This window comes from Oceanitalea stevensii (genome assembly GCF_014837105.1).
GTDB lineage: Bacteria > Actinomycetota > Actinomycetes > Actinomycetales > Actinomycetaceae > Oceanitalea > Oceanitalea stevensii.
In genome coordinates, this window is the sequence record NZ_JACSPO010000001.1 from 310,664 (window position 1) to 324,933 (window position 14,270).

General features: G+C 72.9%; 10 protein-coding genes. 6 read left to right on the top strand and 4 right to left on the bottom strand.

All coding sequences use genetic code 11. The features are described from left to right. Positions 1-10 precede the first annotated feature (10 nt). Positions 11-2,263 (bottom strand): ABC transporter permease, encoded by a 2,253-nt coding sequence (locus H9624_RS01500; protein WP_251838140.1) that lies wholly within the window; start codon positions 2,261-2,263, stop codon positions 11-13. Continuing rightward, positions 2,263-3,042, bottom strand: coding sequence for an ABC transporter ATP-binding protein (locus tag H9624_RS01505; RefSeq protein ID WP_251838141.1), 780 nt, complete (start codon positions 3,040-3,042; stop codon positions 2,263-2,265). The genes H9624_RS01500 and H9624_RS01505 overlap by 1 nt, the downstream gene beginning before the upstream one ends. A 271-nt stretch (positions 3,043-3,313) precedes the next feature. Between H9624_RS01505 and H9624_RS01510 the strand changes: the two genes are divergently transcribed. The 6 genes from H9624_RS01510 (at position 3,314) to H9624_RS01540 (ending at position 10,998) form a co-directional block, all read left to right on the top strand. After that, positions 3,314-4,537 carry a sensor histidine kinase gene (locus H9624_RS01510; RefSeq protein ID WP_251838142.1) on the top strand — a complete coding sequence of 408 codons (1,224 nt, stop codon included), beginning with the start codon at positions 3,314-3,316 and terminating at the stop codon, positions 4,535-4,537. Continuing rightward, entirely contained in the window at positions 4,534-5,274 is a 741-nt protein-coding gene (locus H9624_RS01515) for a response regulator transcription factor (protein WP_251838143.1), read from the top strand. The genes H9624_RS01510 and H9624_RS01515 overlap by 4 nt, the downstream gene beginning before the upstream one ends. 176 nt (positions 5,275-5,450) lie before the next feature. After that, entirely contained in the window at positions 5,451-8,966 is a 3,516-nt protein-coding gene (locus H9624_RS16320; RefSeq protein WP_307784907.1) for a S8 family serine peptidase, read from the top strand. A 236-nt stretch (positions 8,967-9,202) separates the two neighbouring features. After that, on the top strand, positions 9,203-10,099 hold the full coding sequence (locus H9624_RS01530; RefSeq protein ID WP_251838144.1) for an Ltp family lipoprotein: 897 nt from the start codon (positions 9,203-9,205) through the stop codon (positions 10,097-10,099). 57 nt (positions 10,100-10,156) lie between these two features. Beyond that, positions 10,157-10,687 (top strand): UDP-N-acetylmuramate dehydrogenase, encoded by a 531-nt coding sequence (locus H9624_RS01535; protein WP_251838145.1) that lies wholly within the window; start codon positions 10,157-10,159, stop codon positions 10,685-10,687. Between the two features lie 2 nt (positions 10,688-10,689). After that, positions 10,690-10,998, top strand: coding sequence for a hypothetical protein (locus H9624_RS01540; RefSeq protein ID WP_251838146.1), 309 nt, complete (start codon positions 10,690-10,692; stop codon positions 10,996-10,998). A gap of 59 nt (positions 10,999-11,057) precedes the next feature. On the opposite strand, the gene H9624_RS01545 is transcribed toward H9624_RS01540, so the two are convergent. Both H9624_RS01545 and H9624_RS01550 read right to left on the bottom strand, forming a co-directional pair. Beyond that, a complete protein-coding gene (locus tag H9624_RS01545; protein WP_251838147.1) occupies positions 11,058-12,662 on the bottom strand; it encodes a peptide chain release factor 3 in 1,605 nt (534 codons plus the stop codon). 183 nt (positions 12,663-12,845) lie between these two features. Continuing rightward, complete coding sequence (locus H9624_RS01550) at positions 12,846-14,228, bottom strand: MFS transporter (RefSeq protein WP_251838148.1); 1,383 nt, start codon at positions 14,226-14,228, stop codon at positions 12,846-12,848. Positions 14,229-14,270: the final 42 nt, after the last annotated feature.

Below are 14,270 nucleotides of genomic sequence, written 5' to 3' on the forward strand. Positions count from 1 at the left end.
GAAGGTCGGGCTACTCGACTGCCAGGACAGCCTCGGCCGGCCGGCCACGTGTCGCACGCCAGGCCGGCAGGAGCATGGCGGCAAGGGTGAGGAGCACAGTGAGGGTGACCGTCACGACGTAGATCCACGGAGATCCAGCAGGGATCACGGAGCCGAGGCGCTCCTCGCTGACGGGCACGACGATCGCGGCGGCGGCCGCGGTGCCGAGTGCCACGCCGCTGAGGGCGACGATCGCGCCCTCCAGGCCGACCATCCTCATGACCTGGGCGCGGGTCGACCCCGCGAGCCGCTGCAGACCGAACTCGCGACGTCGGGCGCTCACGCTCGACGCGAGGGTGTTGACGACCGTGATGGCCGCGTACCCGCCGACCATGAGCACCATGATGTAGATCGCGACGTTGGCGGTCCTCTTCTGCTCGTCGTACTCCGCGAGGAGGACGTCCCGGCCCGACACAGTGAGGCCGCCCTCGTCCGCCGCCCACTCGGTGAGGAGCGCCTCGAGCTGGGCGGGGCTGGTCCCGGCGTCCGCGGTGACGAGGATGCGCGTGGGCACCCCCTCGGTCGTGTGCTCGGCCAGGACGTCGGCGGGCAGCAGGAGGGTGTCGTAGTCGTCCGGCGCCGAGAACAGCGCGACCACCTCGACGTCGGTGGCGGTGTTGTCACCCATGCGCAGGGTGATGGTGTCGTCGACCCCGACCCCCAGCGTGGCGGCGTGCTCGTCCCCGATCGCGATCGTGTCGCCCTCGAGCGCGGCGAGGCTGCCCTCGGTGACCTCGACGGGCGTCGTCGCCGCGGCGCCCTCGGCACTCACACCCTGGAGGGTCCAGCCCTCGTTCATCGGTGAGCTGTCCTCAGGACTCTCGATGAACCCGAGACTGTCGACGTACTCCGAGGCACCGGCAGCTCCGGGCAGGTCACCGATCCGCCCCGCGACGCCGGGGTCGACGCCGTCCTCGGCGCTCACCACGGCGTCCGCGACGAGGTTGTCGGCGAACGCCTGCCGGTCGGCGTGGTCGCTGGTCGACTGGAGGTACAGCAGACCGGTCGACACCGTGGTCAGCAGGATGACCGGGGCCATGACGGCCGCCATCCGACCGCTGCGTCCGCGGGCGTTGAGCACGGCGAGCTCGCCCGTCACACCACCCAGCGCACGGACGGGCCACTGGACCACGAAGGTCGTCACCTTGGTGAGCACGGGCGCGAGGAGCGCGGCGCCGATCGCCAGCAGGATCACCGCCGGCGCGCCGGTCGCCGGCATGAGCGGCCCGCTCATCGCGGTGACGGTCACCGTGGTCAGCACGAGGCCCGCCGCGAGGACGACCACCGCCAGCAGCAGCCGGCCGCCGGCCATCACCCTGCCGTTGACGGCGACCTCCGCGAGGGCCTGCGTCGGCCTGATGCGTGCCGCCCGCCGTCCGGCACTCGTGGCCCCGGCCAGGGCGGCGAGGATCGCGACCGCCGTCGCCGCCACGGTCGGGACCCAGCCCTGCTGGAAGACGACGTGGTCGGACGCGATCCCGCGGGCCGCCAGCTGGTCGAAGACGAAGCCACCGAGGAGCTGTCCCGGGACGTAGGCGGCGGCGGTGGCGACCAGGGACAGCACGAGGGTCTCGCGGACGATCAAGCGGCGCAGCTGGCGCGGGGTGGCGCCGACGGCGCGCAGCAGGGCCAGGTCACGCTGGCGCTGGGTGATCGACAGCGCGAGCATCGACGCCACCCCGAAGATCGACACGAGCAGGGCGAAGGCGGTGAGGACCCCCGCGAGGGCCATGACGGTGGTCCCGCTCGCCGCCGCGTCCCGGAGCTCGGCCCGCCCGCGCTCGTCGCCCACGAGAGTGACCGTCCGCGCGTCCAGCACGGAGTCGATCCGGTCCCGCAGCTCCTCGACGTCGGTCCCCGGATCGGCGGTCACGCCGATCGCGTCGACCGTCCCCGCCGGGGGATCGCCCTCGAAGACGTGGCTCTCCGTCGCACGCACTCCCGGCAGTGCCGAGATCGCCGCCTCGAGCCCGGCGTCGACACGGACCCGTTCGGGCAGGGTCGGCGGCTCGTCGGGGTCGCCGCCGGAGTCGTGGTAGGCCTGGTCGCCGGCGACGACGACGTCGGCCGAGCTCAGCTGCTGCGGCGGCACCGCCGTGCGGATCCCCGTCTCGATGAGCCCGCCGCAGGCCATGACGATGGCCGCGGCGAAGAACATGGCCACGAAGGCCGCGACGAACAGGCCGGCGCGGAACCGCAGGGTGCGGAGGACGAGCGTGAGCATCAGCGCTGCCCCTCTCGGTTCGTCCCGGCGCGCGAGAGCGGCCGCTCGTCGGTGAAGGCTCCGAGACGGGTCATCCGCTCGGCGACCGACTCGGCCGTCGGCGCGCGCAGCTCGCCGGCCAGCCTGCCGTCCGCGAGGAACAGGACCCGGTCGGCGTACGAGGCCGCGACGGGGTCGTGCGTGACCATGACGATCGTCTGGCCCGCGTCCTGGGCGGACCGCTGGAGCAACGCGAGGATGTCCCGTGCGGTCCTCGTGTCCAGTGCACCGGTCGGCTCGTCGGCGAAGATGACGGCGGGGTCGGTGATCAGCGCCCGCGCGATGGCGACGCGTTGCTGCTGGCCGCCGGAGAGCTCCGAGGGGCGGTGGTGGCCCCGCGTGCCCAGGCCGACCTGGTCCAGCGCCGCCGACACCCGGCCCGCCGCCGGCCGGCGGCCGGCGAGCCGCAGGGGGAGCGTGACGTTCTGCCGCACGGTGAGGACGGGCAGGAGGTTGAAGGACTGGAAGACGAAACCGATCCGCTCGCGGCGCAGCGCCGTCAGCTCGGTCTCGTCCATCTCGCTGAGCTCGTGGTCCTCGAGGAGGACCGAGCCCGACGTCGGCTGGTCGAGCCCGGCAGCACACTGCAGCAGCGTGCTCTTGCCCGAGCCCGACGGGCCCATGATCGCGGTGAACGTCCCTCGGCCGAACCGAGTCGTGACGCCGTCGAGGGCCACCACCTCGTTGTCACGCCTGCCGTAGACCTTGCGGACGGCCGTCAGCCGTACCGCGTCGGTCATTACTCCGGTGTTCTGCAACGTCTCGTCCTGCCACTCCGTCGTCCGGCCCGGTGCCGAACGATCCAGTGACAGCCTGTCGACGGCCGACGGGCCACACATCGTCCGTGGACACCGTTCGGCCCTGGTGCGGGCGGACCAGTGACCACGGCGACCTGGTGCGAACGCACCAGGCCCGACTCCGGTCGCGGCCCGGTGCGGTCCCGTACGGTGAGGACGTGGTTGCGTGGGTGGACGTCGACGACGAGGCGCTGGCACACGCGCCGGGGGTGCTGTGACCGACGGCGGTGGTGCTGCGCCGCCGCACGCCGGAGCGTGGTGGCGGGAGGGGGCGGTCGTCGCGGTGGCCTTCGGGCTCTGCCTGCTCGGCGGGGTGCTGCAGGTCGACGACACGGCGGCACCCCCACCGCTCGCGGCGTACGTCATCGCGGCGGTGTCGTCGGCGGCGCTGCTCGCGCGTCACCGTGCGCCGGTCGTCACCATGGTCCTCACCACGGTGTGCGGGATGCTCGCTGCGCCGGCGGGCCTGCTGCTGACGCCGCTCGTCGTGGCGCCTGCCGTCGTCGCCGCCCACACGCTCGGCTCGCGGACCGAGGCGCGTGCGCTTGTCGTGCTCCCCGCAGCGTCACTCCTCGTCGTGCTCGCGCCCTTCACGGAGAGCCAGTTCTCGTGGGAGGACGCCAGCAGGCTGGTGACGGTGGCTGCCGCACCGCTGGTCGCGGTGGTCCTCGGCCGCTCGGCGCGCCACAGGCGGGCGTACCTGGCGTTCGTCGAGGAGCGGGCACTGCGGGCCGAGGAGGCCCGTGACAGCGAGGCGCGTACGAGGGTGGCGGAGGAACGGGTCCGCATCGCCCGGGAGCTGCACGACCTCGTGGCCCACCAGATCACCTTGGCCAACGCCCAGGCGAGTGTTGCCGCGCGACTCCTCGACACGCGGCCGGGCCAGGCCCGCGAGAGCCTGGAGGAGCTCGTGGGGACGACCCGTCAGGCCCTCGACCACCTGCGGGCCACGGTGGGCCTCCTGCGCGACCGCGACGAGACCCCGGCACCCACCGAACCGGCCCCCGGACTGCGCGGGCTGGAGGTGCTGGTGGAGTCCTTCCGCCGCGCGGGGCTGGAGGTCTCGGTGCAGCACACGGGCAGTGCCCGGCCGCTGCCTCCCGCCGTCGACCTCACCGCCTACCGCATCGTCCAGGAGGCGCTGACGAACGTCACCAAGCACTCCGCCGCCCACAGCGCCCGGGTACGGCTGACCTGGCACCACGACCGGCTGGAGGTCACGGTCACGGACGACGGCCCCGAGGCCCGCACGCCCGTGGACCGTTCTCCCGGCTACGGGCTCGTGGGACTGCGCGAGCGCGCCGTCTCGGTGGACGGGCGGCTCACCGTGGGTCCGCGGCCAGGAGGAGGCTTCCTCGTCACCGCCCACCTGCCGCTCACGGCCACCGGGTCACTGGTGGGTGGTCCCACCGAGAACGCGAGGAGGGAGAGTCGATGACCGACGGATCCGCTCAGGACGCCGGGGCGACCGGCCCCGCGCCGGGAGCCGGGGTGCGGGTGATCCTCGCCGACGACCAGGCACTGCTGCGTGGCGCCTTCCGCACCCTGCTCGACAGCGCCGATGACATCACCGTCGTCGGCGAGGCGGGAGACGGCAGGGAGGCGGTGGCCCTCGCCCGCCGGCTGCGGCCTGACGTGGTGCTCATGGACATCCAGATGCCGGTCATGGACGGTCTGGCCGCCACGGCGGAGATCTGCGCGGAGCCCGGGCTGCGTGCCACCCGCGTCCTCATCCTCACCACCTACGAGACCGACGAGTACGTGGCGCAGGGGCTGCGTGCCGGGGCGAGCGGCTTCATCGGCAAGGGGATCGACACCGACGGGCTGCTGGACGCGGTGCGGACCATCGCCGACGGCGAGACGCTGCTCTCGCCCGCCGCGACCCGCTCGCTCGTCGCCCGCTTCCTCGCCACGCCCGCGGAGGGACCACCGCGCGAGCCCGGGCGGCTCGAGGCGCTCACCCCGCGCGAGCGCGAGATGGTCGCGCTCGTGGCGACCGGGCTGTCCAACGTGGAGATCGCTGACCGCATGTACCTCAGTCCCTTCACGGTCCGTGCCCACGTGCAGCGCGCCATGACGAAGCTGGACGCACGCGACCGCGCGCAGCTCGTCGTCATCGCCTACCAGACCGGTCTGGCCCGCGCCGACCACGGCGACGACGGCGGTCCGACCTGACGCGTGCTCCACCTCCCCGGACCGTGCCTGTTCACGTCGGCCGGGCGCCTCACGAGATCGTTACCTGTCTGTGATGAAGTCGAGGGCCTGGGAGGAGCAGATGTAACACGGGTCACCTACGGTGCTTGGCAGGGCATCACACCGGTGCCCGTGCTCGAGATCTGAGGGGGATCCCCGTGACAAGACCAGTCACCCGGCCGACCGGCGCGCAACGCTGCGCCCGTGTCGGCCTGAGCGTCGGCACCGTGGCAGCGCTCGCGCTGACGCTCGCCGCGCCCGCCGCCGTCGCCGACACCGGCGACACCGAGTTCCTCGGCACGGCGTCGGACCTCGGCGTCCAGACGCCCAGCGTGGACGCCGAGCTCACCAGCGAGTTCGCCTCCTCGCCCACCGGGGCGTGGTTCGTCGAGCTCGACCAGCGGCCCGCCACCAAGGGCGGCAGCACCGCGCGCATCGAGCGCGCCCAGCGCAGCTTCGTCGCCGAGGCCGAGTCCGCCGGCGTCGAGCTCGAGGTCCGCCACGAGTTCTCCACCCTGTGGAGCGGCGTCTCGGCGGACATCGACGACGAGGACATCGACAAGGTCGCCGACCTGCCGCAGGTCCGCGCCGTCTACCCGGTGCTGCCCGTCGCCGCGCCCGACCGTCCGGTCGCCGCCCCCGAGCTGTGGAGCGCCCTGTCGATGACGGGCGCGGACATCGCCCAGAGCGAGCTCGGCTTCGACGGCGAGGGCATCCGCGTCGGCATCATCGACACCGGCGTCGACTACGACCACCCCGACTTCGGCGGTGCCGGGGTCGACGGCGAGACCAGCTTCCCCTCCGACAAGGTGGTGGCCGGCTACGACTTCGTCGGGGACGACTACAACTCCGACCCCGAGGACCCGAACTACCAGCCGGTGCCCATGCCCGACGCCGACCCGGACGACTGCAACGGCCACGGCACCCACGTGGCCGGCATCGTCGGCGCCGACGGTGACGTCCTCAACGGTGGTGTCCGCGGCGTGGCCCCGGGCGTCGAGCTCGGCGCCTACCGCGTCTTCGGCTGTGAGGGCTCCACCGAGTCCGACATCATGGTTGCCGCGATGGAGCGGGCGCTGGACGACGGCATGGACGTCGTCAACCAGAGCATCGGCTCGGCCTTCTCCACCTGGCCGCAGTACCCGACGGCGGTGGCGAGCGACAACCTCGTGGACGCGGGCGTCGTCATGGTCGCCTCCATCGGCAACAGCGGCGCCTCGGGCACCTGGTCCGCCGGCGCCCCGGGCGTGGGGGAGGACGTCATCGGCGTCGCCTCCTTCGACAACGTGTCGGTGACCGCCTCCGTCGTCGAGATCGACGGCGAGGAGCACCCGTACTTCCCGGCCACCGGCTCACCCGAGCCGCCCACCGAGGGCTCGCTGCCGCTCGCGCGGCTCGGTGACCCCGGGACGGCCGCGGCGCGTGCGTGCCCCGACATCACGGCTGACCTCGACGGCCATGCGGTGCTCATCGAGCGCGGTGCGGACGCCGCTGACCCGGCCTGTGACGCGAGCTTCTACGCGAAGGCGCTCAAGGCGCAGAACGCCGGTGCGGCCGCCGTCGTCATCTACAACAACGTGCCGGGCGTCATCAACCCGACCGTCGCGGGGACCCCGCCGATCACCATCCCGGTCATCGCGATCTCGCAGGCCTCCGGCCTGGCCGCGGACGCCGCGGTGGTCGACGGCGGCGCGACGCTCACCTGGACCGACGAGATCGGCACCGCCCCGAACCCGACGGCGGGCCTCATGTCGGACTTCAGCTCCTACGGGCTGGCGGCCGACCTCACCCTCAAGCCCGACCTCGGCGCGCCCGGTGGCAGCATCTACTCCACCTACCCGCTGGAGGAGGGGGAGTACGCGACGATCTCCGGCACCTCGATGGCGGCCCCGCACGTGGCGGGCGCGGCGGCGCTGTTCCTGCAGGCCCGCCCGGACACCGACGCGCACGACGTCCGTGACCACCTGCTCAACACGGCCGACCCGGCCACCTGGTCCGGTGCGCCGAACCAGGGCTACACCGAGCCGGTCCACCGCCAGGGCGCGGGCATGCTCGACATCGACGACGCGATCCTGTCCGCGGCCACGGTGACCCCGGGAAAGCTCTCGCTGGGCGAGTCCGAGCAGGGCGCGGTCACCCGCGAGCTCACGGTGACCAACGACGGCGAGGAGGACGTGACCTACGAGCTGTCCTCGACGAGCGCGATCGCCACGGCCGACGACCCGGACGACCCGGGCTTCTACGACGGTGACGCCCGCGTGGTCATGCCCGACGAGCTCACGGTCCCGGCGGGCGGGGAGGCCTCCTTCGAGGTCGCCATCAGCCCGGCGGAGGACCTCGAGCAGGCGCAGTACGGCGGCTACGTCGTCCTGACGCCGGAGGAGGGCGAGCCGCTGAGCGTGCCCTTCGCCGGCTTCGCGGGCGACTACCAGGCGCAGCCGCTGCTGGAGAACCTCGGCGACATCGACCTGCCGGCTCTCGGCCAGATCGACGAGTGCGACCGGTTCCTCGGCATCGAGTGCGCGGCCGGCGGCGTGTGGAACCTCGCCGACGGCGGCACCGTCTACACGCTGGCCGACGGCGACGTGCCCACGGTGCTCGTCCACCTCGAGCACCCGGCGCAGTCGCTGACGTTCACCATCTACCGGCCGATGCCGGAGGGCGCGAGCACGCAGGCCGTCGAGCGGCAGGCGGTCGCCCGCTACGAGGAGCACATCGGCCGCGACTCGGGCACGTTCACCGCGTGGACCTGGGACGGGACGCGCTCCACGAGCGGCGGGGGCCGCAGCCCCGTGCCGGACGGGCACTACGTGCTCGAGGTCGAGGTGCTCAGCGCGCTCGGCGACGCGGACAACCCGGACCACGTCGAGACGTGGTCGACCCCGTCCTTCGTCATCGACCGCGACGGCGACGGCGAGGTGCCGCCGCTGGAGCCGGAGGAGCCGGTCGAGCCGGGGCCGGCGCCGCAGCAGTACGGGTTCTTCCTCAACGACGGCTGGGACGGCAAGCCCGAGCACGTCTTCCAGTACGGCCGGCACACCGACGAGGTCCTCATCGGTGACTGGGACGCGGACGGGACCGACACGATCACCGTGCGCCGGGAGAACCGCTTCTACGTCAACAACGCCCCCCGGGGCGGGGACGCGGACAGCGTGTTCACCTACGGGCGTCCCGGTGACGTCGTCCTCGTGGGCGACTGGAACGGCGACGGCCGCGACACCCTGGCCGTGCGCCGCGGGTCGACCTACCACGTGAAGAACTCCCTGCGTGGGGGCGAGCCGGACCACGTCATCACCTACGGCCGCGCCAGCGACGCGGTCATGGTCGGCGACTGGGACGGCAACGGCACCGACACCTTCGCGGTGCGCCGCGCCTCGACCTACTACGTGAAGAACTCCATGCGGAGCGGGGACGCCGACCGGACGTTCACCTACGGCCGTGAGGCCGACGTGACGCTGGCCGGTGACTGGGACGGCAACGGCACCGACACCTTCGCGGTGCGACGCGGCAACGCGTACTTCGTGAAGAACTCCCTCGCCGGCGGCGACGCCGACTTCTCGGTGCGGTTCGGCCGTGAGGGCGACGAGGTGCTCGTCGGTGACTGGAACGGCGACGGCCGCGACACCCTCGGCGTGCGCCGCACGCCGTCGGAGACGGCAGAGCCGAACGGCTGAGAACCAGAGCTCGTCGGCTGAGCCGGCCGGGGCCCCGTACCGCTCGCGGTGCGGGGCCCTGGCGCGTCTGAAGATGCCTTCCCTGTTCGTCAAACGTCGCCGAGAAACGCCACTAGCGTGAGGGTGCTGGGGGCGCCCGTCGTGGTGCCGCAGGGGGACGACGAGGCGCTGCACCAGCCAGGACGCCGCAGGCACAGGCGCAACGCACCGCGCCGCGGCAGCACACGGAGTCCTCCATGTCCGAGCACGAACCCCCGCGCTACGCGCCTTCCTGGAACGACGACCCGCCGGCCGGCACGGCCACCGGTGTGGGCGGCGCACCGGAACAGCCGCGCTCCTGGTACCGCAAGAAGCGCTATCTCATCCCGGCCGGCCTCGTGGCGCTGTTCCTCGCCATCGGTGCCGTCACCGGTGGGGATGACCCCGCCCCGCCGACGGCCGCGGAGACGACCGAGGCGGTCGAGACGGTGAGCGCCGAGGACGCCGCTGCCGCCGAGGCGGCCGCTGCCGAGGAGCGCAAGGCCGAGGAGAGCGCGGCGGCGGAGGCCGACAAGGCCGAAGGGCTGGCGGCCGAGGAGGCTGAGCAGGAGGCGGCCGAGGAGGCGGAGCGCCTCGAGGCGGAGCAGGTCGCGGCCGAGGAGGCCGAGCGCCTCGCCGCCGAGGAGGCCGAGCGGATCGCTGCCGAGGAGGCAGCGGCGGCGGGGACGGTGTCGCAGCAGAACGCGCAGCGCTCCGCGGAGAGCTACCTCGACTACTCGGCCTTCTCGCGCTCCGGACTCATCGACCAGCTGGAGTTCGAGGGCTTCTCGACCGAGGACGCGACCTGGGCCGTCGAGAACGTCACGGTCAGCTGGAAGGAGCAGGCTCAGCGGTCCGCCGAGGGCTACCTCGACTACTCGGCCTTCTCGCGGACGGGACTCATCGGCCAGCTGGAGTTCGAGGGCTTCTCGACCGAGCACGCGACCTGGGCCGTCGACAACGTCACGGTCGACTGGAACGAGCAGGCGGCCAAGTCAGCGGAGAACTACCTCGAGTACTCGGCCTTCTCCCGCGCCGGCCTCGTCGACCAGCTGATCTTCGAGGGCTTCACCAGCGAGCAGGCGCAGTACGGGGTGAGCCGGACGGGGCTGTAGACCGCACCCCGGGCAACGGCGCTTGCGAGGGCGCGAGCGGAGGCGTGTCATGGAGACATGGCCATCATCCCGCCGTTCTCCGCCTCGCGCCCCGGCATCACCGTCGACGCGTCCGCCTGCGACCTGGACGACCTCGCGCCCTGCGGTGGCGTGGACGTCAAGGTGGCCGGTGACCTGCGCTGGGGCGAGCTCGTCGAGCGTGCGGTGACCTCCGGGTGGCCCGGTGTCGAGCGTCTCGACGGTCTGCCCGGCTCGGTCGCCGAGGTGGTGCGCGACAACCCGGAGGCGGACGGCCAGACACCGGCGCAGACCATCGCCTCGGTCCGTGCGTGGGACCGTACCGAGGACCGGGCACGGAGCTTCGCCTACGCCGAGTGCGACTTCACGCCCGGCAGCTCCCGCTTCCAGGAGCAGCTGCCCGACGGCGGGGACCGTTACGAGATCCGCGAGGTCTCCTTCCTCTTCGAGACGGGCACCAAGACCACTCCGATCCGCGACCCGGAGCTCGCCGCCGCACTCGGTATCGAGCCGGGGGAGCGGGTCCCGCTCGCCGAGTACGCCGCCCGCCGCGGCGGGGCGACGAGGTAGCGGTGGGCCGGGGACCAGGACGCCCGACGTCAGCGTCCGTCGTCGCCACCGACGAGACGACCGACCTCGACGGCGCGCGCTCACCCGCCGGCGAGGTCCACGCCTGGGTGCCGGGCACGAACCAGACCGTGTGCGGGCTCGCCCTGAGCCGTGAGCGGCTCCTGCGCTTCTCCCACGTCCCGTGGGCGGAGGTCCAGCCCGCCACGGGAACGCACGCCGACGCCGTCACCTCTCTGTGCCCGCGGTGCGCGGCCGGGATGGGCGCGCGGCGGGGCGAGAAGCGGTGGAAGCGGGTCGATCCGCGCCCGTGAGCAGTCCCGCCCGCGGGCGCGGCGCCGTCAGTCGATGCACGGACCGTCGGTGGCGGTGTTCACGTCGCGACCAGCGGCTCGAGGACGACGTCGGGATGGTTGCGTTGGATCGACCGCGCTCGCCACTGGTCGGGGAGGAGCACGAGCAGCTCGCCGTCCTCGCGGTGGACGACCTCGACGCCCCACTCCGCACTCAGTGTCGGGGCCCAGGCGGGGGTGGTGCGCCGCGCCACGCTGTAGCCCAGCGTCTCCAGGTGGATCGGGGCGCCGAACTCCGCACTCATGCGGCTCTCGGCGACCTCGAACTGCATCGGTCCCACGGCCGCCAGTACCGGCGCCTGCTCCCCTCGCAGGTCGGAGCGCAGCACCTGGACCACGCCCTCGGCCTCGAGCTGGGTGATGCCGCGGCGGAACTGCTTGTACCTTCCCGTGTCCACCCCGCGTGCCACCGCGAAGTGCTCCGGTGCGAAGGTCGGCAGGGCGGGGAACTGGACCGGGGGACCGGCGTGGAGCGTGTCGCCGATGCGCAGGTTCGAGGCGTTGACCAGCCCCACGACGTCGCCGGGGTAGGCCACCTCCACCAGGCTGCGGTCGCGGCCGAAGGCCTGCTGGGCGTACTTCGTCGCGAACGGTTTGCCCGTGCGCGCGGTCGTCACCACCATGCCCCGCTCGAAGACGCCCGAACAGACCCGGATGTAGGCCAGTCGGTCGCGGTGTGCGGTGTCCATGCCGGCCTGCAGCTTGAAGACGAAGGCGCTGAACGGTGCATCCAGCGGGCGTGCCTGGCCCTCGCGATCCGTCCTGGGGCCGGGCGCGGGGGCCAGCTCCACCAGCGCGTCCAGCAGCCGGCGCACACCGAAGTTGCGGACCGCCGCAGCGAACAGCACCGGGGTGGAGATGCCGCCGAGGAACATCTCGTGGTCGTGCTCGGCTCCGGAGGCAGCCAGCAGCTGTGACTCCTCCCGGGCGACGGTCCACGCGTCGCCCTCGCGGGCGGCTGCCTCACCGGCGCTCATGCGCTCCTCTGGGGCGATCTCCGCCCCGCCTGCGGTCGGTGTGAACGCGACGTAGTCGCCGCTGTCCCGCTCGACCACGCCGCGGAAGTCGCCGGCGATCCCGACCGGCCAGGTCAGCGGAGTGGGCGTCAACCCGGTGCGTTCGGTGATCTCGTCCATGAGCTCCAGCGGGTCCTTGCCCGGCCGGTCCCACTTGTTGATCACGGTGATGATCGGGATCCCGCGGTGCTTGCAGACCGCGAACAGCTTCATCGTCTGCACCTCGAGCCCCTTGGAGGCATCGATGAGCATGATCGCCGCGTCCACCGCCGTCAGGACCCGGTAGGTGTCCTCGGAGAAGTCCGCGTGTCCCGGGGTGTCGACGAGGTTCAGCACCGTGTCGCGGTAGGTGAGCTGGAGCACCGCCGAGGAGATCGAGATCCCGCGGGCCTGCTCCATCTCCATCCAGTCCGAGACGGTCGTGTTGCGCCCGGCCTTGCCGTGCACGTGCCCGGCCTTGGTGATCGCCCGGGCGTGCAGGGCCAGCGCCTCCGTCAGCGTGGATTTGCCCGCGTCCGGGTGGCTGATCACCGCGAACGTCCGACGACGTGCTGCCGCGCCCACGGGCTCGTCGGTTACGCCGGCCTGTTGTTCCAGCACGTGCTGCATCACTCCCACCACCGATTATCGGCGCTGCTCGAGGTCCGGCCAGTCGCTCGGAGGCAGCAGGAAGCTGCCGACGCGTGGCTCTGTCAGGTTGTCACATCCCTCGGGGACGCTCGCACGCGGTGACGTACCAGGTGCTCGTGCTCGGCACCTTCTCCTCGGCGGATCGACCGGTGGTGGGAGACGTCAGCCCCGCCGCGCCGTCGTCCGCGGGCCACCGGGCAGGAGGAGCCCGGCGACGGCAGACCCGGACAGGAGCAGCCCCGCGCACCACCACATCGCCCGGGCGTAGCCGGGTGCGAAGGTGGCGGGGGACAGCGAGCCCTCGTCGCCGAGCCCGACGACGGCGGGCAGTGCGGCGACCGCGAGCAGGCCCGCGGCACGGGCGACGGCGTTGTTCACCCCGCTGGCCACGCCCACGTGAGCGGTGGGCGCGGCTGCCAGCACCGTCGCGGTGAGCGGCGTGACGAGCAGCGTGATCCCCGCCCCGAACACGACGACGCCGGGCAGGACGTCGGTGAGGTAGGCGGCGTCCTCGGGGATGCCGACGAGGAGGACGACGCCGACGGCGGCGACCGCCGGCCCCAGCGACATGAGCAGCCGCGGGCCGGTGCGCTCGAGCAGCGTCCCCACCCGGGGCGAGAAGACGAGGAGCAGGACGGTGAACGGAATCGTCGCGGCCCCGGCCGCGAGCGGGCTGTACCCGGCGACCACCTGGAGGTGGAGGACGAGGAAGAACATCACCGCGCCGAGGGCGGCGTAGATGAGGAAGGTGGCGGCATTCGCCACCGAGAAGGTCCGGTCGGCGAAGACTCCGAGCGGCAGCATCGGGTGAGGTGTACGGGCCTCGACCGCGACGAAGGCGACGGCGGACACCGCGCCCACCGCCGCCGGCACCCACCCGCCCTGGATGAGGGCGACGGTGACGCCACCGAGCGCGAGAACCCCTAGCGCTGCCCCGGGCACGTCGAACCGTCCCTGACGCTCCGCAGCCCGGGACTCCGGCACCCGCAGCACCGCGATGACGACGACGACGGCGGCGACCGGCACGTTGATGAAGAAGACCCACCGCCACGACAGCGCCTCGACGAGCCAGCCTCCGAGGAGCGGCCCGACTGCGCCCGCGACTCCCGACCACGCGGACCAGTAGCCGATCGCGCGGGCGCGGTCCTCCTCGGCGATGAGGGACTGGATGAGCGCGAGGCTCCCGGGCGTGAGCAGGGCCGCGCCGATGCCCTGGAGCCCGCGGGCGACCACGAGCTGGTCGATGCCCTGGGCCAGGCCGCAGGCGACCGAGGCGAGGCCGAACCACGCGATCCCGACGACGAAGACGCGCCTCCTGCCCAGCCGGTCCCCGAGCGAGCCGCCGACGAGGATGAGTGAGGCCAGCGCGAGCGTGTAGGCGTTGACCACCCACTGCAGGTCCACGAGCGTCGCGCCGAGGTCGAGCGCGATCGGGCGCAGCGCGACGTTGACGACCGTGCCGTCGAGGAAGGCGATCGCCGACGCGAGCGTCGCGGCGAGCACCACCCAGCGGCCACGCGCCGACCGGAGCGGGAGGGTCTCCACTGCACCAGAGTGGCGCCTGGGTGTGCTGGCCGCCCACTGTCG